This window comes from Mucilaginibacter oryzae, assembly GCF_003148845.1.
Classification (GTDB): Bacteria; Bacteroidota; Bacteroidia; order Sphingobacteriales; family Sphingobacteriaceae; genus Mucilaginibacter; species Mucilaginibacter oryzae.
This window is the reverse complement of the sequence record NZ_QGHA01000001.1, coordinates 666,007-686,271: the sequence shown is the minus strand read 5'-3', so window position 1 is coordinate 686,271 and position 20,265 is coordinate 666,007. Positions and strand designations below refer to the sequence as shown.

Genomic DNA, 20,265 nt, shown 5'->3' with positions numbered 1-20,265 from the left:
GAAAGATGCCGGTCAGCAAAAAAGATGACGCTGATCACTTTTCTTATCCGGATGCACATAAAAAAACCCGCCCGGAGGCAGGTTTTCACCACTTTAACACAACTCAAACACTAAAAGCGTCGGCCAATGCCAATACCGATCAGCCATGGCCTGATCTTTACATCGGCATTGATATTTTGCAGTACCGGCGCCAACGCGGGGCTACCGGCCGGGGTTAAGTTCGAAGCATCTACTGTAGCTTTCGTATTCAGGAAAAGCTTTTTCACATCAATATTCAGGAATACCTTTTTGCTGATGTCAAAATCGGCGCCTGCCTGCGCGGCAAAGGCAAATTTGTCTTTGTATTTGATCCCCTGAACGGTATTGCCTTTATCAGCGCTGTAAAAAATAGTGTAGTTAGCGCCGGCACCTAAATAAGGTTTGAATACTTTTCCGGCCGGAACATGGTATTGCAGGGTAAGCGTTGGCGGCAATAACCATACGCTGCCTAGGTTAACATCAGCCGAGCTGCTTCCGCCGATAGCGGTCAGGTTTGATCCTTTAGTATTTACCTTATGTTTAGTGGTACCAAGGATCAGTTCGGCCGAAAAGTTTTTGGCGAAAAAGTAGGTAAAATCCACCTCCGGTATTACTGAATTGGAAATGTTCACGCCGCCCCCGATCACGCCGATAGACGCGCTTTCCTGCGGGATCACAGCTACTGCGCGTACGCGGATATCAAGTTCGTTTTTTTCCTGTGCAAAGGCAGCAGTCGCACTGCAAAAAAGGGCACAGATTAAGGTTAGTTTTAAATATTTCATAAATATGCGTGTTAGAATATGGGTCAAAATTAGTGTTGGAATTTCCGGGACGACTGATGAGTATCAGCGTACAAAATGATGCTAATCATTGACCGGTTGCCGAAAATTACAGGCGTTTACCGGACATCCGGAAAGCCCGTAAAAATTTTGCCGCAGGGTGAGTTTGCTCCCGGCAGGGGATGGCTGATTACCTGCTAAATTAACCTGTGTGAAGTGATAAAAAGTATTTTCTTTCTGTTAAATTAACGCTGCGTAAGTATTAATAACCCGATTTGTGATAAATTTTGTCAATGCTTGCTTGGGTAATAGTAATATTTTTGAAGGCGGAGCAATATGCTTTCCTGCTTTAATCTACTTAACCCTTAACGATGATAAAAACCGCTACTTTTAAAAAACTTACTTATTTACTGATCATTTTTTTTGCGGGAGCAATTAACGCGGCTGCTACCGCAAAGCCTCGGGGGCCCGTTAACCCCGATTACGGCGAAGTACGCGCGTTAATTGAGCGGTTGCTGCCTGGTAAATCCGCAGCTTTTTTGCTTGAGCCCATTGCTTCTAAAAATCTTCGCGACAGTTTTTATGTGGAAAGCAAAAACAATAAAATAGTAATAAAGGGTACCAACGCCTTAGCTATGGCTAAGGGCCTGAATTATTATTTGAAAAATGTATGTAATATATCGGTTAGCTGGTATTCAAAAGATGCTATCAACGTACCTGCTGTATTGCCGATGGTGAAAGTACCCGTTGGGCAGGAATGCCGTTTTGATAAGCGCTTCTTTTTAAATTACTGCACCTTTGGCTATACCATGCTTTGGTGGAAATGGGATGAGTGGGAGCGGCTTATAGACTGGATGGCCTTAAACGGCATTAATATGCCCCTGGCAATAACCGGACAGGAATATATATGGCAGCGTGTCTGGAAACAATTCGGGATGACAGATGAGCAAAGCCGCTCGTTCTTTACCGGTCCGTCGCACCTGCCCTGGCAACGAATGGGTAACCTCGACCGTTGGTTAGGTCCCCTGCCGCAAAGCTTTATCGATAACCAGTTTGCATTGCAAAAACAAATTTTAAAGCGGGAAAGAGCTTTCGGCATGACGCCTATTTTGCCGGCTTTTGCGGGGCATGTACCCAAAGATCTGAAAGTTAGGTTTCCGGATATGAAGCTTACCGACCTGGGTTCGTACGATACGGGGGCAGAAAACGACGCCTTTTTCCTGGATCCGATGGACCCCCTGTTTGTTAAAATACAAAAAGCTTACCTTAAAGAACAACAGAAGCTATTAGGAACCAATCACTATTACGGCGCCGATCCATTTAATGAAATGAACCCGCCCAGTTGGGAACCCGCCTACCTGGCAAAGGTGGCTAAAACCATATACAGCGGCATGCAGGCGGTTGATGCCGATGCAAGCTGGATACAAATGGGCTGGACATTTTATTATGACCGTAAACATTGGACCAATCCTCGCCTGGAGGCCATGATTAAAGCGGTGCCGGCAAACAAAATGATTTTGCTTGACTATTTCGGCGAACATACTGAAATATGGCGCCCTACCGACGGCTTTTTTAACGCGCCGTATATTTGGTGTTACCTCGGTAATTTTGGAGGTAATACACAAATGGCAGCGCCGCTTTTAAAAGTAGCCAGGCTGCTGCCTGCAGCCGAAAATGATCCCAACAGCCGTCAAATGGCGGGTATCGGATCAACCCTTGAGGGTTTTGGGATTAATGATTTTATGTTTGAGTGGGTGTTTGATTATGCCTGGAACAAAGATGCCATCAATACTAAGGATTGGATTAAAAAATACGCCGCCAGCAGGGCAGGCAATAATGACGCGGCCGTGCAGGCGGTGTGGGCAAAGCTTTTGCCGCTGGTGTATAACAACCAGGTTTCGGGGGTTGGTTTGGGCAATATCATCCAATCCAAACCGATGCTGAAGGGGCATGGCGATTATTCGTCGTTGAGCAGTTATGATTACCAGGCTTTGGCCAATATATTACCGGGCCTATTCCTTGCCGATTCGGTTTCCAAACGTTCTGCTCATTACCAGCGCGACCTGGTGGTGGTAGAAAAGCAGGTATTGGCTAACCTGGCCCTGTCAATCCGCGATTCTATCAGCAATGCCTACTATGCTAAAAATGAAGTTGCCTTTAATAAGTTCACTGCCTTGTTTGATGATATTTGTGATGATGTTGATAAATTAACCGGAACCCAGACCGAATTTTTACTGGGCTCATGGCTTGAGCAGGCAAGGGCATTCGGAAAAACTGAAGCGGAGAAAGATTATTATGAAAAAAGCGCCCGTGTGCTGATTACTACCTGGGGTGGTGAGGATAATGTAAATTCAGACTATGCCTCGAAAGATTGGTCGGGCCTGATCGGTTCGTATTATAAATTACGTTGGGATTTGTTTTTTAACGAATTACGGAAAACCATCAAAACCGGCTCAGAACCGGATATGAAGGCCATTAATAAATTACGCGCCAAATTTGACTGGGACTGGACCGGTAAAACTCAAACAACACAACACTATCCCTCAACACCATCCGGAAACACCGTGCAGGTTTGTATGGATATTTATAAAAAATGGGCTTTGTATTTGTAATGTTTTGATGATAAGTCCCTCGATAAACAGGCCCTGTTTTAACCGCAGATTCAATACCCGCAGGTACTGAATGGATGGTTAAGCGGCCTTGCTGAAACCAGGAAATAAAAGCCTTTAGTTGAAAGATTAAAGGCTTTTATTATAAGCGGTTTTTACAGGTTGCTATTCGGTTCCAAGCTTCAAAGGCGTTACGTTGCCATCATTTTGGTATCATGTGGTTACTCAATAAGTTAAAGTGAAGCTTTAATTATGCATTTGGTCAGTATTGTGATACCAACCCCAAAACCACCTGGTAAGCCGTCCGTTTATCCCATCTTGCCATTAACCAGGCAATAAAACTCAATGTAAACAGGTCGTTATTCCCCGGTTCATCAACAAAGGTTAAAACCGCTTTTTTGTATGAAGGTTCAATAGCAATATCAGGCTTTAGCAGGTAGTTTTCAACAAGTCCTAAAAATACCAGCACCCGCTCTTCCGAAGTTTTCAGCAGGTACTTCTTATACCTTCTCCTAAAACTGTTTAAACGCGACATGGCAACCTCAATGTTGGCGAACTGTGCCTGCACCAAAATTTCCATCAGGCTTTTTCGGATGGTCCAAAGCATGCCCAGTTTCTTTTCGTACCAGGCATCAGTGCGGGTAAGTAAAGCCAGTTGCTTCAAACTTCCCCTGTCGTTGCATAAAGCCAGAAACATGGCAAGGCATATGCGTAAATCCTCAATATCGGCCGGTTTTGAACGGTTGTTAGTACCGGAGAGCGATTCCTGCAATTGCGCGATGGCCTGGCCTGCAAAACCGGTAAAAAACCGGTTAAGGGCCGAAAGCAATTGGTAACGTAAGTAAAACAGCCTGTGGTAATGGCTATCGGCACCCATTAAAACATCCATTTCTTTAAGATACGCTATGCTTTTTACAAAATCTTTTTGCCGCAGGTGGAAGTTTGCCAAAAAGTACAGGATGGAGATATGGTAAAAAAGATAGGCGTGTTTTTCAATTCGCTGGTTTTGTATAAACTTGCCGGTACGGTTAATGTAACGTTCTATCAACGCGTAATTTTGCTGTATGTCGGCATATTCACTTGCTATAAACAAAATCTGGTAGATTGATTTATAGGTCATCAAATCCTCGGCGGCGATCCTGTATTTACGGATGGTTTTGATCATCAGGCTGGTCAGGTTAACGATCTTCCCTTTCAGGTGGATCTGCTGCAGTTCCTGTCTTAAAAAGGCGTAGGCCAGATTAAGCCTGGCCTCGCGCTGCATATGCAGCTGGTTTTGCAGAAAGCGCGCGGTTAAGGCTTCAAAATCTTCAGCTCCCGGCAGGTGCGCGTATTGTATCTTTAATAACAACAGCTCATTCAATAAATTAAACTGTTCCAGTCGGGCGGCAAGGGTTTCGGCTTTATCCAGGCATTTAAAGGCAATTTTGGGTACATCGTTTTCCAGCAAAAAGCGGCCGGCCACTACCAGGCGTAAAGCCTCGTAAGTATCTGAATGGGTACCTTCAAAAGTTTTCTGCGATAAAAAAAGCACCAGATTATCCTGTAGCCTTTTGCGCAAAGCGTGGTAGGCATCTTTATTTTTTTCGTTATTATAAAGTTTGTTGAGGTTACTGATATCGTCAGTTTCAATTAAATTAAACAACTGCAGGTTTTTAACATCCGCCCGTTTGTTTTTTCGCTCTAAAAATGCTTTAAATAGTTTTTTATCATGGTTATTTAGCAGGTTTATTAATTCCGAAAGTGAATCCATGGCGGTAGTTGGGGATGTATAAAGGTACAATAATCAAAAATATATCGTCAGTAATTATTCAAATCTGATTTTTTCAGGCAGTTTTTACATCCCACATTTGCTCCCATAGTAATCAAACAAACAAAAACAAACATGGAACCGCTACAACACAAAACAGACGAAAATTCACCAAATGGAAAATATGGCGAAAAGGGCAGGAGCCCGTTCAAGCCAACAGGCGCATTTATCGGCGCATCATGGTTTGCCTTATTGGCCGGGGTTACCGGTTACTGTATTGGCTTATGGAACGCCGACATACAGTTAAACGAAAAAGGATATTATTTTACCATTTTGTTATTCGGCTTGTTCGCCGTGATCTCGGTACAAAAAAGTGTAAGGGACAGATCGGAAGGGCTCGCCGTTACTGATCTTTACTATGGCCTGAGCTGGTTTGCCACCATCGCGGCAATGATCCTGCTAACTATCGGCCTGTGGAATGCCGACCTGGCCCGAAGTGAAAAAGGCTTTTATGCCATGGCATTCAGCCTGAGCATGTTCTCGGCCATTGCCGTACAAAAAAATACCCGCGACGCGAAAATGTTTGAGGATAAAGATCTGTAACGTAGCGGTTGCCTCCCCGCGGTGCCTTGTTTTGCAAGCCTGCGGGGTTATTTAAATATCGAGGCATCAAACAACTTAAATACGCGTCATCAAATAGTACAAAATTTTCCTAAACCTATCCAATCGATTGTTGTTCCCGACAGGATTTTAAGTGATGACCGGTTGCAGAGTTTTTTATGATCTGGTTGGAATTAAAATTGGTAGAGTAGACAGCAGAAAAGCAAGTCAGTTGGCTTGCTTTTTTGCATTTCTGATAATTGATATTGCCTACCCTATGAATAATAACTAACTTGGTGCCAACTTACAAATAACAAACTTAACAACCTTATCATGGAAGAAAACGCACAATCAGCAGCAGTTGACATCAACCATATGTATCAATATGCAACAAACCTTTTCATTGGCGGACAAAACTCATACGAAGTAAAACAGGCACTATTGGCCCGCGGCCTCGATGAGGGTAACGCGGATTATATTGTGGGCGAACTGGAGCAAAAAATCAGCAGTTCACACAGGGAGCGTGCAAAAAAGGATATGCTTTATGGTGCCTTGTGGTGTGTAGGCGGTTTGGGTTTAACCATGGCGCATATCGGCTTCATATTTTGGGGAGCTATAGTTTTTGGCGGCATCCAGTTTTTCAGAGGCGTTATCGCTTACAATAAATAAGTTATTTGCTGATCAGAGCCCGGGCAACCGGGCTCATTCCCTCTTTTTAACAACCGTGATTTCGCCGTTCCGCTCAATATAAACTCTGTCAACCTGGCTCATGTCCTCTGTCAGGGCCGATCTGCGGACACCGTGCATCACATCTTCGTGGTTTAGTAAAGCGCGTTTCATGTGCTGTTCAATAAAGGCGCCGTCTTTGTACAGGAGTATTTTCTCGCCCTGTATCAGCCTGGCGATGTTATCTTTACTGATTATAAGCCATGAAACCCAGCGATGAAGCACTACTATTACCAGGCATGTTGTAATAATAGGCAAAAACGCCGACGCGCCTACCACCGCCCGGCTAAGTACCGCGCCTAATAAAATGGTAATAATATTATCCAAAGGCCCCCGTATCCCAAAACTGCGCCTGCCCGAAATGCGGATCAGGATCAAGGCTATTAAAAACACAACTAAACCCCGGCAGCCCATTTGCAGGGCACCCAGATCCCTGCCTTGGCCAAATATTTTAACCAGCACCTCCATTTTAGGTCAAATTTTGATAAGTAGCTTTATTATTGGTGGCTGTTAAGATAAGGATATATCAAAAAAAAGTAGCCCTAAAACTACTTTTCTTCTTTTCCAAATAAACGGCGAAGCTTGTTCTTCGCTTTTTCAAGCGGCGCCCGTCGGCGTTTGCTCAGGTTGCGGCCTGCCCGGTTCTCGTAAAAATTAAGCATCGACATGGCGCTTTGAAACGGCGAAGCTTTACGCCGGTGACTGGCCTCGGCCGAGTGTTTTAATGAAGCCGCTATCTTGTCCGGATCTTTCGATTTAAAAATGTCTTTCTCCAGGTCCATCGCATTGCTGCTATCGGTTACCCTGGCCGACCATCTTTTCTTCGGTTTTTTTGTTTTGCCCTTCATTTTTTATGATCATTTATTTTTTGGTGCTATCCACCTTGAGCGAATCTGGGCGCGCGGTTTTAGTTCCGCCCGATGCACTGTTGTCAACCGCAGAAGCGTCGCCGGTTGCGGTGGTAGTTTGTGAAGTATCGATGTTGGATGGCGCTTCGTGCTGCGCCTTTGCGGTGTCTTCGCCGCCTTTTGCCGAATGATTGCCGCTGCAGGCCATGATCAGGCTCACTGACAACGGGAGCAGACCTGTTATTAATTTATTTTTCATGATAGCTGATGAGTGAGGGTTACTTTTGTGTTTTATCTTTTGATGTTGGTTTGGCCGGTGGTCCCGGGTCGCCGTTCTCGTTGTCGGGCGTTACCGTTGGTATCCTTGGTGCTTCGGTTTTTTTCTGTTCGCCGGGTAGTTTACCTTTGGCGGTACCTGTATCGTTTTTTGTTGTCATAATAATTTTTTAATTTAATTGATGTTTAATTATATTATTAGTTAATATTCGTTATTGCAGAAAAGTTTTCCCCAATTTTAAATGCAGGTTAATTTTTGTTAAAAAGGATGTTTTTGGTTATTTAAAAAGCTATATTTATATCACCTGCCCAACCCTTAACTGAACCGTCATGAAAGCATTGAAAAACATTCCTTTACTGGTATTAATGTTCCTGTCGTACAATCTGTTTGCGCAGCGCATAGCGGGCGTGGTTATCGATAAAAAAACATACTTGCCTGTGGCTAACGCGTTTGTGGGTACCCGGTCGTCAAAAGGGATCAGCAACCTGCAGGGGAGGTTTACGCTCAGCAACATGAAGCCCGGTGATACTTTGCGGATAACCTGCGTGGGCTATAAACCCTATCAAATAGTTACAGGCTTTTTAAAAACAGATACCCTGAGGTGTTATGTCGATCCGTCTTCAACGGTTTTAAACGAGGTGCGCATCCGGGCCATGCGCAACGCCAAAGCCGATTCTTTACGAAACAGGCGTGAGTATGCCGCTGTTTTTAATTATCATGGCGCAACCATCAAAGATGCCCTGATCACCCGCTCAACCAAATACGTTCCTGCTAATTATATCAATGCCGATAAAAGCACTGCGACTATTTTAAGTGTAAACCTGCTTTCGGTAATTGATATGCTGGGTAATCACAAGGCTCCGCAATCAAAGCTTCAAAAGGTTTTATTGAAAGATGAGGAAATTCAATATGTCGACAGGTTTTTCTCGCCCGAGAAAGTTTCGGTGATCACTAACCTGAAGGGCGATTCACTGCAAAACTTTATGAACCGGTATCGCCCCGATATCAAAAAGGTTAAACAGATGAACGACTATGATATGGCGAGTTATATTAAGGAGAGTTACGCACAATATGTAAAAACAGGCAGCAAGCAGGGCAAACCGCTGTTTGTTAAATAGGAGCAGGAGCGGTTGGTGGTTAGCGTTTAGAGATTAGTTGATTTTAACTATAAGCCACGAAAAGCTTTATTGGATTTTACAACAATATGGTGAATATCGAATTGCCCAACCTCTAATCACTAACCTCTCATCGCTTATTTACGATGCCTTGATTTTTATCTGATTTCCAATTACCGGCGTTGTTTGGTTGTACCTGTTCCATTCTTCTACATTAACCATTCCAGGTTCTGTTGAAAAGTGCTTTTTGCTGGTTGGGCATTTAACTACAAAACCTTTACGGGTCTGTTCAATTACCGGTCGCGCCCCGCACTCTTTACACGGTTCGCAGGGAATATTAGGCTGAATGGAAAATTCGGACATGTTTTATAAAAAAAATTAACTGATAGCAGTTTACACAGCAATTAATGATGTTTATAACTAAGTAGGGGGACACTGCAAAGATGCAAAAAGTTTTTTTAATAACAAATACCTGTTTTAAATATCAAAATGGTAACAATATGTATGTATTATTAAGATAATTTAAACTGAGGGTTTATGAGTTGACATATGGCGTTGCGTTTAGCTGTGTATAGCTTCAAATTGTTAGTTATTTAACTTATGGCAACTTTTTTACATTTGTTAAAATCATTCCATCACCATGACCAGGTATAAACTTATTTTCATTTTGTTTTTTATAGGCGTTACGCAATGGCTTAGGGCACAGCCGGCTGCGGAGTCGGTTAAGCAATGGCAGGATCAAAAGTTTTCCATGTTTATCCATTTCGGGGGGATTTATTCGGTTTTAGGCGGCGTTTGGGATGGCAAGCCTGTAAGCCGCGGCTTAAGTGAACAGATCCAGGCACATGCTGGCATTTACAGCGATACTTATGCCAACCTGGCCAAAAACTTTAACCCGGTAAACTGGAACGCCGATAGTATTGCCTTGCTGGCCAAAGCCGCCGGGATGCGGTCGATCGTGTTGACTTCCAAACATCACGACGGTTTTTGTATGTTTAAAACCACCACAACCGATTTTAATGTTGTTGATGCCACGCCATTTAAACGCGATGTAGTTAAGGAGATGGCCGAAGCCTGTAAACGCCACGGTTTACGGTTCGGTTTATATTTTTCATTGATAGATTGGCATTACCCGCAGGCCTCGCCCATATCAAGTCATAATTCAGACTATATAACCCCCGAACATCACGCGTACAATAAAAAGCAAGTAACCGAGTTGCTTACCAACTATGGTACCATATCCGAGCTTTGGTTTGATATGGGTTCGCAAAGCCCTGCGCAAAGCCGGGAGTTATACCAGCTGGTACACCGCCTGCAGCCCGATTGCATGGTAAGCAGCAGGCTGGGTAATGATCAGGGCGATTTTGCGGTGATGGGCGATAACCAGTATCCGGATTATGCTATCGGGACACCGTGGCAGTCGCCCGCTTCTTTTTTTGATGAAACCTGGGGCTACCGCTCCTGGCAGGTGCGCGGCAGCGAAGATGATAAATATAAAGAGAAACTGGAGAGCCTGATCAGGGTGATAAGCCGGGGAGGTAATTACCTGCTCAATATTGGCCCCAAAGGCGATGGCAGCGTAGTGGGCTTTGAAAAAAATGTATTGTTACGTATAGGCGCGTGGCTGCGTAAAAATGCCGATGCTGTTTACGGCACCACAGCCGATCCTTTTTTTACTTCGTTTAACTGGGGCAATGTTACCGCTAAGCCTGGTAAACTTTATCTTTTTGTAACCAGGCCACCGGCAGGTGGGCTAATCACATTACCCGGACTGGAAGGCAAAATAAATAGTGTATCCGTTTTAGGCGGAGCGCAGCAGCTTAGCTTTAAGCAAACTGCAGATACCGCTAAAATTACGCTGCCTGTTGATTTTGATTTGGCTAATGACATTAAGGTAATAGCCGTTGATATCGCCGAAGGCTATAAGGTACGGCCGGCTCATATCATTGTAAGCAGTTATGATCATATCAAATTGGATGAGCATAACGCCTACAATTACTACAGCTCATCGGGAATTGACTATAACAGCAATTACCGAAGTACCGTAAAGCAATCATGGACGGTGAAAGTGAAACACAAAGGAAAATACCTGCCCACCATAAAATATACCGATGAGGAAAAGGGAAATACAATTGATTTAGCGGTTGATGGTGCAATCCATACGCTTACGCTTGATAGCGACAGGCTGATGAAGTACAAACCCGATACCGCCAAAATAAAATGGGGACCGCTTTATATCACAGGTCCTTACTATTCTGGCTTAGGCGGTTTAAACGGCAGTGCTGATAAAATTGACATCACAAAACCCTATACCCCGGATGCGGGTAAGCCATGGCAGCTAATGGATAATTACAAAAACGGGCAGTTGGTTGATTTGCCTGCCGGTATGGATAACGCTCACTACATTTTACAAAACATTAACGCCGGTGCCGGAATAGTTTATGCCCAGGTTAAAATCACCAGCGGCGACGGCATTGTGGTATTGCTTAATGGCAGGCAGCTGCTTATTAATAACAACCCGGATAAAGCGGCATCGGTAAGCCATGTAATTGGTTTGGTACTGATGCCGGGCAACAATCAATTGCTGATTAAAGTGTTTAACAACTTTAAAAAAGCCATTCCCTTCGCAATCAGCCATAGTATTCCGCAGCATATTTATATCAAAGATCTTGATCCGGTAGTTTTCGATTTGAATAAATTGTACCCGGTAAGTTTAAAGCTGCACAATCCGCCATCGCCGCATCAAACCATGAAATTGCCCAACCTTGAAATATGGTTTGCAAAAAAGTAGGTAAATAAAATTTTATCCTCTAAATTGCATTTATTATTAAGTGTGTTTGAAACACTAATTATAAACCTATGAAGCGGAGAAAATTATTAAAAGGGATGGCCGCGGCTATCCCGGCTTTTTACCTTAGCAAAGCTTTTGGCAGCATAGCGCCATCGCCTGGTTCAAATTATGGCAGCGTAATTGCCGATGGGCCGTTTAAACCCGATTGGGAATCGCTTAAGCAATACCGCGTACCCGAATGGTTCAGGGATGCGAAATTTGGACTGTGGGCACACTGGGGCCCGCAATGCCAGCCCGAACGCGGCGATTGGTATGCCCGCGGCATGTACCAGGAGGGGAGCGACCAATATAAATACCATATCGAAAAATACGGGCACCCTTCAAGATTTGGCTTTAAGGATGTAATTAACGAATGGAAAGCCGAAAAATGGCAGCCCGACGAACTGCTTGCGCTTTATAAAAAGGCAGGCGCTAAATATTTTATGGCGCTGGCCAACCACCATGATGGTTTTGATTTATACAACAGCTCCTATCAATCATGGAATTCGACCCGCTTAGGGCCCAAAAAGGATTTGATAGGCGGGTGGGCCAAAGCTGCCAGGGCGCAGGGAATCCCGTTTGGGGTAACTGTACACGCCGCCCACACCTGGAGCTGGATGGAGGTGGCGCAACGGGCTGATAAAACCGGACCCATGGCCGGTGTTCCGTACGATGGAAAGCTTACCAAAGCCGACGGAAAGGGCAAATGGTGGGACGGCTATGATCCGCAGGAACTTTACGCGCAAAATCATCCCTTAAGTAAAGACAGCCTGAACGATGGGACTATTCACAGCCAGTGGGCCTGGGGTAACGGCGTGGCTATGCCAGATAAGGCTTATTGCGATAAATTTTTAAACCGTACCATTGAGCTTATTGATAAATACGGTCCGGAGCTTATTTACTTTGATGATACCGTGCTGCCGCTGTGGCCGGTTAATGATGCCGGTTTAAAAATTGCCGCGCATATGTATAACACCAGCATTAAAAAACACGGAAAGCTGCAGGCCGCGCTTTTTGGTAAAATACTGGATGAACAGCAGCGTAAATGCATGATCTGGGATATTGAGCGCGGGCAAAGTAACCAGATTGAACCCGAGCCCTGGCAAACCGATACCTGCATAGGCGCCTGGCACTACGACAGGCGGATATTTGATCATAAAGGATATAAAACAGCCAGGACAATTATCCACACCCTTGCCGATGTTGTAAGCAAAAACGGAAACCTTTTATTGAACATCCCGGTTCGTGGAGATGGCTCTATTGACGAGGAAGAACGTAAAGTGGTTGAGGGCATAGCCGGATGGATGCAGGTGAACAGCGAAGCCATATACGCAACCCGCCCATGGACGGTATTTGGCGAAGGCCCGGCTATAGAATCGGCGGCGCCTTTAAGCGCTCAGGGCTTTAACGAAGGAAAGGGGAAACCGTTTACCGCAGACGATTTCAGGTTTACCAAAAAGCATAACGCGCTTTATGCCATCGCTCTTGGCTGGCCGGGCGAAAAGGGCAGCCTGATCAAAACGCTGGCAAGTTCATCGGCGCAGCTGGGAGCCAGGAAAATTACCGGTGTAAGCATGATTGGTTATCACGGCAAATTAAACTGGCAGCAAACAGCGGAGGGCCTTAAAATTGAAACACCCGCTGTTAAGCCTAATGATATAGCGGTGGTGTATAAAATTGAAGGGGCGATAGGATAACTATAAAACCGAAACAGGATCGCCGCCGCGATCCTGTTTCGGTTTTATTGAGTTACTTTAGCAATACTTTAGTTGCCCCGTAACCAAATTTCTCTTTACGGGCATCCATAAAGGTTTGCACTTTTTTATTTTTACCCAACTGGCGGTGCAGTTCATTGCGCAGTGTGCCGTTGCCGGCGCCGTGAATAAAGGTAATATCGGGCAGCTGGTGTACAATGGCCGCATCCAGCGCTTTATGAAAATGGGCCAGCTGGATATTCATAATCTCTGAATTATCCAAAAACTGGTAATCATCCCGCAGTTTCTCAATATGAAGGTCTACCTCGCTAACCGGTTTTTCGACTACAATTTTCTGGGCGGGGCTTTCAAAAAAGCTCTCTTTTAATTTTTGCGCGTCAATAACCAGTTCGGGTTCGTCAAGCCTGATGAGCCAGCCTGCTTTATTCAATAAGGGGAGGTTCTTCTTGGTAGTCGAAAAATCCTTAGCTTTAAATTTTTCCTGGATGCTTAAAGGTGCAGGCGGTTCAATATTCTGTTTGGTGCTGAACAATACGTTAAAAATAAACTTAGGCCAAACCTGCAGGTCGGCCAGTTGCGCCGAATAAATTTTTTCTGCGGCTTTCGGGGCAATAATTCCGGCAAACTCACCTTTAAAAACCTGCTGTTTATCGGTAGTTAACGTTGCCAGCAATTGAAAAGAGGTTTCATTAATGAGGTGAAAATGAACAACCGAATTTGCTTTTTCATCGGCAGCCACACCAATGTAAACACCGTTTTTTACAAATTCGCTTAAAGCCACCGGTTTTTCGTCGGTACCGTTGCCGCTGCTTTTTTTGCCGCCGTCGGGCTCGTAACCATGCACGTAAGTTACCTTACTTGCCAGTACCGGAATCTCAAAATCATCATCGCCGGTAACGCCTATCATTTGCTCATCTATAATGCGGGTTACAAAACCCTCCATTTTTTCATCAACAAACCGAACAAAATCGCCTAATTTATATTTCATAGCATTGGTGTCAATAATGCAAAGGTAATTTATCCGGGCATACTGTCAGCAATAATAAAATATACAGATTTTTAAAGTAAGTTTGATTGAAAATTTAGCCGTGTCTTTAATATTAACCTATGAGCAACGATACACCTAAAACCCTTGGCCAGGATACCCTAAAACAGGTATTCGTTCACAACTTAAACCGCATTTATTTTGGAAAATGCTACCTGGATGCCCATCTTGATCACCTGAAAAGCCTTGTATCATTCAACGCCCTGCAACAGGCTCTCCAGGAGTTTTGGGACGATGTTAAAAAACAGATTGTGCGGATGGAGCAGGTTTATAAGCTTATCGGCGAAACCCCGTCTGATAAGAATTGCAACCCCATAAAATCAATTGTTAAAGATGAGTTTTGTTTAGATGAGGGGCAGTCTATTCCGGTACTGTTGGATATGGATATTATGATGTACCTGCAATTGCTGGAGCATATTAATATTACATCGTGCCATATGCTTATTATGGTTGCCGAACAGCTAAATTATACTACGGCAAAACAGCTTTTAACCGAGTGTAAAGATGAGTCGATTGATAATGACGAGCTTTTTACACTGATCATTAAGGAATATATTAGTGTTAATTAGACACTTAATAATAAATACCGGTAAATAAAAAAAGCCATCCGCATAGCGCGAATGGCTTAAATTTAGTTATTTAATACCCCTATTAAAATAACTGGCGACAAAGTAAAAAAAATATATTTGTTAAAAAGAAGATATGTAATTATAAAAAAAGAATGTTACAACTTTGTTACAAATAGCATTTTCTATAACGTTTGTATTTCTATTTTAAAATCGAATAATGTTTTCCGCCTATCGTTATTTAATGCAATTGCATTAAATTGCCCGTTAAAATTTAAGACGACATGATCAAACCTATTATTTTATCGGCCGTATCCTGCTTTATTTTGGTGCAGGCTAAGGCGCAAAGCCTGTATATGCCCCGCGATATACAAAAGGCTTATCAAAAGGAAACCCGGTCTGCCGATGGGCGCCCCGGCAAAAAGTACTGGCAAAATACGGGCAAATATGATATCAGTATTACGGCTATCCCGCAAAGCCGCTCGTTAAAAGGAACAGAGCAAATCATTTATATCAACAACAGCCCTGATACGCTGAAAAGGCTCAACATGAAGCTGATTGTTAATATTCATAAACCGGGTGTTGCCCGCATGGGCGATGCAGGTGCCGATTACCTTACTCCCGGTATCCAGTTCGATAATTTTTCGGTGAATGGCGAAGCCAAAAAAGTTCCTTCTACCTCAACCAACCAGTGGGTGCCTTTAACCAAACCGTTAATGCCGCATGACTCGGTTAAGCTTGATATCGGCTGGCACTTCGAAATCTCGAAAGAAAGCGGACGGGAAGGTATGATCGATTCAACCACCTGCTATCTTGCTTATTTTTATCCAAGGGTATCGGTATACGATGACTACAACGGATGGGACAGGCTGCCGTTTTTAGATGCGCAGGAGTTTTATAACGACTTTAACAATTACAAGCTGCGTGTAGCAGCGCCTAAAAACTATGTGGTTTGGGCAACCGGCACCCTGCAAAACCCTGATGAAGTATTGCAGCCCGAGTACGCCAAACGCCTGCAGGCCTCATTTACCAGCGATTCGACAATACACGTGGCCTCCGCTTCAGAACTGGCCGCGCATAAGGTAACCGCGCAAAAAGACTTCAATACCTGGGTATGGACAGCTAACGAGATCAGTGACATGGCTGTAGGCATCAGCGACCATTATGTGTGGGATGCTGCCAGCGTTGTGGTTGATGATGCTACGCACCGCCGGGCCAGTATGCAGGCCGCTTTTTTAGATAGTTCGGAAGATTTTCACCATGCTGTACAAAACGGTCGCAATTCACTGAGCTGGCTTTCGCACAATTGGCCGGGCGTACCGTATCCTTTTCCTAAAATGACCTCGTTTCAGGGTTTTGCAGATATGGAATACCCTATGATGGTGAACGACAGCCACACCGACGATGTGCGTTTTTCGCAGTTTGTTCAGGATCATGAAATTGCCCATACCTATTTTCCTTTTTATATGGGTATTAATGAAAGCCGTTACGCCTTTATGGACGAGGGCTGGGCCACAACTTTCGAGCTGCTTATAGGCACTTCAGAAGTCGGCAAGGAAAAAGCTGAGGCCTTGTATAAAATGTTCAGGGTTAACGGTTGGATCCATGATGCTGCCACAGCCGAAGACCTTCCCGTAATTACACCATCGAGTGAACTGCGCGGCGGATATGGCAACAACTCGTACGGTAAACCATCATTAAGCTACTTTGCCTTGAAAGATATGCTGGGCGATGACATGTTCAGAAAAGCCCTGCACGGCTATATGGACCGCTGGCATGGTAAGCACCCTATTCCGTGGGATTATTTTAACTCGGTTAACAGTATCACAGGTAAAAACCTCAACTGGTTTTTCAATAACTGGTTCTTTACCAATTACTATATCGATCTGTCGCTTAAAAGTGTAACTAAGGCTGTCGGCGGTTATACCTTAGCCATCAAAAATGTTGGCGGCTTTGTGGTACCGTTTGATGTAAAGGTAACTTATGAAGACGGCAGTACCGAAACACTGCACCAAACCCCGGCTGTATGGGAAAAAGATCAGAAAGCCATAGCTGTAAACATAAAAACAGCCAAAGCCGTTAAATCGGTAAGGCTTGACGGCGGGATATTTATGGATGCTACCGAAGGCGATAACACCTGGAGCAAATAATAAAACCTGCTATAAAAAACAAAACCCGGCCTAAACCGGGTTTTGTTTTTTATGATAGTACTAAATATTATGCATTCTGTACTGAATTGTTCCAGTCGTTTGCTGTTTCTTTAACTTTTGCTTTTGCACTGTCGGCAGCATCAGCGGCTTTACCGGCAGCATCGTTTATGGTTGATTTAGCTACATCAACGGCATTGTCTTTCGCGTCCCAAAGGTCGCTAACGGTGCCGTTAAATTTGCTTTTAGCTTTGTCAATAACGTTGCCGCTATATTCTTTAATATCTTTTGCTGTGTTTTGAGCTTTGGTTTTTGCATCATCAACCAAATCGTTGATATAATCTGCAATATCACCCCTTAGCTCAGTTCCTTTTTCCGGAGCCAATAGCAAACCCAAAGCCGCACCTGCAGCTGCACCTATTAATAATGCTGCTATAACTTTTGCTTGATCTTTCATGTTTTTTATTTGTTTATGTGTAGACGATTTATGATACAACTGATTAAACAACAACAATGCCAGTTTTATTTTGAAGGTAACAGTTAAACATTAATTTGCAGTAGTTTAATTGTTAACAAAAGCGCACAAAAAAGGCACCCATAAAAATGGGTGCCTGTAGGCTTAATGATTTATATTATAATTATATAACTTTTACATTTACCGCGTTCAAGCCTTTACGACCGTTTTCAACCTCGTATTCTACGTTGTCGTTTTCACGGATTTCGTCAATTAGGCCTGTTGAATGAACAAATACATCCGGACCGCCATTGCTTGGCACTATAAATCCGAAACCTTTTGTTTCATTGAAGAATTTTACTGTTCCTTGATTTTGCATTATTTTATTAATTAATGCGCCCAAGGTAGGCATAATTTAGCGTAATAAAGCAAGCCCGAAAGCTTTATTTAGAAAGCTGCTAAATAGCAGTTGGTTGTAAATGCTGCTAAGTTGTTTATTTTTAGGCCACTATAGCCAGGTGCCGCCCCTGTATGGTATTTTCCGAATCTTTAACAATACCCCTGATCTTTTCATCCAGCTCGTTAACGGTGTGTTCCATCATATTAAAATAGCTGAAGTGGATATTTTCAAGGCGCATCAGGTCGATCATACCCAGCAGCGAAGCTACCGGCCGCCGTAGTTCATGCGATTGAATGATGGCTATACGGTTAAGCGCCTCGTTTTGGATATTGATCTGTTCTTCGTGACGTTTCCGGGTGGTAATATCCGTCGAATTGATAGCAACGCCGATCACCTGGTCATTGTTGTTCTTTACCGGTACAAAGGTGGTCTCTTTCCAGCAGGCATTTGGCGTTCCGCATAAAAGCTGCCATTCACGTTTTACTGTCCGGCCGCTCAGGGCAGCGGCAAAGTGTTTTAAAAAACTGCTCCTGATGGCCGGGTCGGTAAAATCTGCCAGGTTATCGCCCCTGGTGATTTTTTTATTGTACAGTGTTTTCATCAGCGCCGCGGCCGATTTATTGAAGGCCATGATCTCAAGTTGGCGGTTAACCAGGATATGGGTATCTATCGAGCTGTCAAAAATCGCCTTAAGCTTCATTTCCGATTCGGTGATGGATGCTTTTTGCGTTTGAACCTTTTTGTGCTGCTGCTCTAACGATTGCAGGCTCCAGTTAAGTTCCATCAGGTTGATTACCTGTTTAGCCAAACCTTTTAAAGCTTTAACCTGCCGCTCGCTTAATTGGCCGGGTTTAAAATCAATTACACATAAACTTCCTACGGCATGGCCGTTTTTGGTAATGAGCGGCGCACCGGCGTAAAACCTTGCGGCTACAGGCCCCGTAACCATGGGGTTATTGCAAAAACGCTCATCGTTCAATAAATCGGGCACTACCAATACCTCGGTTTGAACTATGGTGTGGTTGCAAAACGCAACCTCGCGCGGGGTGCAGGTTATTTCGGTACCAATGGCGGCTTTAAACCACTGCGTATCAGCATCAAGCAACGTGACAAGCGCAGCGGAGGTATTACAAATGTCAGCCGCGAGGCTCACTATTTCATTCAAATCAACTGTAATATCGTCGCTCAGATCCTTAAATCTTTTAACGGTACGCAGGCGCAGGGGTTCGCTATTCATTATGTAAGGATTATTAGTAGAATTTTTAACGTTTAAACAGGCTACCTTACCGCTGATCCTAACACACCTGTTATTTTAAATACGCAATAGATTGTATTACAGATGTTGAAAGTGTAAAAATAACAATTATTTTTTGTAACAGTGGTGTAACATTGGGGCGGATTAATAAGCATCAACAGGATAATGTTCAACTGATTTGAATTATGCGAACAGGCTGTATTTACAAACTACAGGCTTAAAAAAGCCCTTTGGCCTTATGGCTAAAGGGCTTGCTAAAAAATAAGCGCACAAAACAACCTCAACTTACCATCTTATTAATTAGCCGTATTTTACATCCTGTTCAGGACGATGCCTTTATATCAAATGTGTTTAAGTAATGTACGGGCACAACCATGTTTTAGTTTTTAAAAACTTAAGTTTGCGCCGGAAAGCGCTATCGGTTTCAAAACTTTAATTAAAATTGAACAATACAAAATGAAGGCCTTTATTTTCGACCTTAACGGCACCATGATTAACGACATGCCTTATCACACCAAAGCCTGGCAATACCTTTTAAATAACGACCTTGGCGGCAACTTTACCTGGGATGAGGTAAAGCCGCAGATGTACGGTAAAAACCAGGAAGTATTGAGGCGTATGTTTGGTCCGGATCGTTTTACGGTGGAAGAGATGGACCGGCTCTCTATTTTGAAAGAGCAGCGTTACCAGGATGAATTTTTGCCGCACCTGGCGCTTTTGCCCGGTTTACAAGAGTTTTTGGAAGCCGCTTATCAGCAAGGGATCCCGATGGCTATCGGATCGGCGGCTATTCCTTTTAATATCGATTTTGTGTTGGATAACCTGAATATCCGTCATTATTTTAAGGCGATTGTTAGTGCCGACGATGTGGAGCTGAGCAAGCCCCACCCCGAAACATTTTTGAAGGCCGCTGAGCTATTGAATACGCCATCAACCGATTGCCTGGTGTTTGAGGATGTGCCCAAGGGCGCCGAAGCCGCGGCCAACGCCGGTATGAAAGCCGTTGTGCTCACAACCACGCATGAGGAGGCGGAGTTTGCTGCATTGGGAAATATAATCCATTTCGCGGCCGATTTTACAGGTAGCTTTTTTGACGGGCTGGTGCGCTAAACCCGGAGGCTCATTTCTATT

At 43.9% G+C, this 20,265-nt stretch carries 20 protein-coding genes; 9 read left to right on the top strand and 11 right to left on the bottom strand.

The annotated features are described in order from the left end of the window. Nucleotides 1-110: 110 nt before the first annotated feature. The gene (locus LX99_RS02970) at nt 111-800 is read right to left on the bottom strand and encodes an OmpW/AlkL family protein (RefSeq protein ID WP_109606230.1); all 690 of its coding nucleotides are present in this window, start codon (nt 798-800) and stop codon (nt 111-113) included. 368 nt (nt 801-1,168) lie between these two features. On the opposite strand from LX99_RS02970, the gene LX99_RS02965 reads away from it, so the two are divergent. Continuing rightward, on the top strand, nt 1,169-3,409 hold the full coding sequence (locus LX99_RS02965) for an alpha-N-acetylglucosaminidase (protein ID WP_109606228.1): 2,241 nt from the start codon (nt 1,169-1,171) through the stop codon (nt 3,407-3,409). A gap of 259 nt (nt 3,410-3,668) precedes the next feature. Here the strand turns inward: LX99_RS02965 and LX99_RS02960 are convergent, their stop codons facing one another. After that, nucleotides 3,669-5,159, bottom strand: a complete 1,491-nt coding sequence (locus tag LX99_RS02960; RefSeq protein ID WP_109606226.1) for a hypothetical protein — start codon at nt 5,157-5,159, stop codon at nt 3,669-3,671. Nucleotides 5,160-5,291: 132 nt separating this feature from the next. Here LX99_RS02960 and yiaA point away from each other — a divergent pair, with 132 nt between their 5' ends. After that, the gene (yiaA, locus tag LX99_RS02955; protein ID WP_109606224.1) at nt 5,292-5,759 is read left to right on the top strand and encodes an inner membrane protein YiaA; all 468 of its coding nucleotides are present in this window, start codon (nt 5,292-5,294) and stop codon (nt 5,757-5,759) included. 330 nt (nt 5,760-6,089) lie between these two features. After that, the gene (locus LX99_RS02950; RefSeq protein WP_109606222.1) at nt 6,090-6,425 is read left to right on the top strand and encodes a hypothetical protein; all 336 of its coding nucleotides are present in this window, start codon (nt 6,090-6,092) and stop codon (nt 6,423-6,425) included. A gap of 33 nt (nt 6,426-6,458) precedes the next feature. Here the strand turns inward: LX99_RS02950 and LX99_RS02945 are convergent, their stop codons facing one another. From LX99_RS02945 to LX99_RS25520, 4 genes are all read right to left on the bottom strand, one after another. Beyond that, nucleotides 6,459-6,950, bottom strand: coding sequence for a DUF421 domain-containing protein (locus LX99_RS02945; RefSeq protein WP_109606221.1), 492 nt, complete (start codon nt 6,948-6,950; stop codon nt 6,459-6,461). A gap of 80 nt (nt 6,951-7,030) precedes the next feature. Next, the gene (locus LX99_RS02940; RefSeq protein ID WP_109606219.1) at nt 7,031-7,330 is read right to left on the bottom strand and encodes a DUF3175 domain-containing protein; all 300 of its coding nucleotides are present in this window, start codon (nt 7,328-7,330) and stop codon (nt 7,031-7,033) included. Nucleotides 7,331-7,343: 13 nt separating this feature from the next. Further along, nucleotides 7,344-7,589: a hypothetical protein gene (locus LX99_RS02935; RefSeq protein ID WP_109606217.1), complete on the bottom strand. Its 246-nt coding sequence runs from the start codon at nt 7,587-7,589 to the stop codon at nt 7,344-7,346. A 19-nt stretch (nt 7,590-7,608) separates the two neighbouring features. Continuing rightward, on the bottom strand, nt 7,609-7,767 hold the full coding sequence (locus tag LX99_RS25520) for a hypothetical protein (protein WP_170122615.1): 159 nt from the start codon (nt 7,765-7,767) through the stop codon (nt 7,609-7,611). Nucleotides 7,768-7,936: 169 nt separating this feature from the next. On the opposite strand from LX99_RS25520, the gene LX99_RS02930 reads away from it, so the two are divergent. Continuing rightward, nucleotides 7,937-8,725: a carboxypeptidase-like regulatory domain-containing protein gene (locus LX99_RS02930; protein WP_022830841.1), complete on the top strand. Its 789-nt coding sequence runs from the start codon at nt 7,937-7,939 to the stop codon at nt 8,723-8,725. Nucleotides 8,726-8,863: 138 nt separating this feature from the next. Here the strand turns inward: LX99_RS02930 and LX99_RS02925 are convergent, their stop codons facing one another. Next, nucleotides 8,864-9,085 carry a hypothetical protein gene (locus tag LX99_RS02925; RefSeq protein WP_022830840.1) on the bottom strand — a complete coding sequence of 74 codons (222 nt, stop codon included), beginning with the start codon at nt 9,083-9,085 and terminating at the stop codon, nt 8,864-8,866. A gap of 277 nt (nt 9,086-9,362) precedes the next feature. On the opposite strand from LX99_RS02925, the gene LX99_RS02920 reads away from it, so the two are divergent. Next, a complete protein-coding gene (locus tag LX99_RS02920) occupies nt 9,363-11,513 on the top strand; it encodes an alpha-L-fucosidase (RefSeq protein WP_022830839.1) in 2,151 nt (716 codons plus the stop codon). A gap of 68 nt (nt 11,514-11,581) precedes the next feature. Then, nucleotides 11,582-13,249, top strand: a complete 1,668-nt coding sequence (locus tag LX99_RS02915; protein WP_022830838.1) for an alpha-L-fucosidase — start codon at nt 11,582-11,584, stop codon at nt 13,247-13,249. Between the two features lie 52 nt (nt 13,250-13,301). Here the strand turns inward: LX99_RS02915 and LX99_RS02910 are convergent, their stop codons facing one another. Next, nucleotides 13,302-14,255, bottom strand: coding sequence for a Smr/MutS family protein (locus LX99_RS02910; protein WP_109606215.1), 954 nt, complete (start codon nt 14,253-14,255; stop codon nt 13,302-13,304). 119 nt (nt 14,256-14,374) lie between these two features. Here LX99_RS02910 and LX99_RS02905 point away from each other — a divergent pair, with 119 nt between their 5' ends. Continuing rightward, nucleotides 14,375-14,881: a DUF892 family protein gene (locus LX99_RS02905; protein WP_022830836.1), complete on the top strand. Its 507-nt coding sequence runs from the start codon at nt 14,375-14,377 to the stop codon at nt 14,879-14,881. Nucleotides 14,882-15,162: 281 nt separating this feature from the next. Next, the gene (locus LX99_RS02900) at nt 15,163-17,028 is read left to right on the top strand and encodes a M1 family metallopeptidase (protein WP_109606213.1); all 1,866 of its coding nucleotides are present in this window, start codon (nt 15,163-15,165) and stop codon (nt 17,026-17,028) included. A gap of 67 nt (nt 17,029-17,095) precedes the next feature. Here the strand turns inward: LX99_RS02900 and LX99_RS02895 are convergent, their stop codons facing one another. The 3 genes from LX99_RS02895 to LX99_RS02885 all read right to left on the bottom strand — a co-directional run bounded on the left by LX99_RS02895 (nt 17,096) and on the right by LX99_RS02885 (nt 19,116). After that, on the bottom strand, nt 17,096-17,482 hold the full coding sequence (locus tag LX99_RS02895) for a YtxH domain-containing protein (protein WP_146203046.1): 387 nt from the start codon (nt 17,480-17,482) through the stop codon (nt 17,096-17,098). Nucleotides 17,483-17,663: 181 nt separating this feature from the next. Further along, nucleotides 17,664-17,858 carry a cold-shock protein gene (locus tag LX99_RS02890; RefSeq protein ID WP_109606945.1) on the bottom strand — a complete coding sequence of 65 codons (195 nt, stop codon included), beginning with the start codon at nt 17,856-17,858 and terminating at the stop codon, nt 17,664-17,666. 121 nt (nt 17,859-17,979) lie between these two features. Continuing rightward, nucleotides 17,980-19,116, bottom strand: coding sequence for a GAF domain-containing protein (locus tag LX99_RS02885; protein ID WP_109606210.1), 1,137 nt, complete (start codon nt 19,114-19,116; stop codon nt 17,980-17,982). 474 nt (nt 19,117-19,590) lie between these two features. Between LX99_RS02885 and LX99_RS02880 the strand changes: the two genes are divergently transcribed. Then, the gene (locus LX99_RS02880) at nt 19,591-20,244 is read left to right on the top strand and encodes an HAD family hydrolase (protein WP_022830832.1); all 654 of its coding nucleotides are present in this window, start codon (nt 19,591-19,593) and stop codon (nt 20,242-20,244) included. Nucleotides 20,245-20,265: the final 21 nt, after the last annotated feature.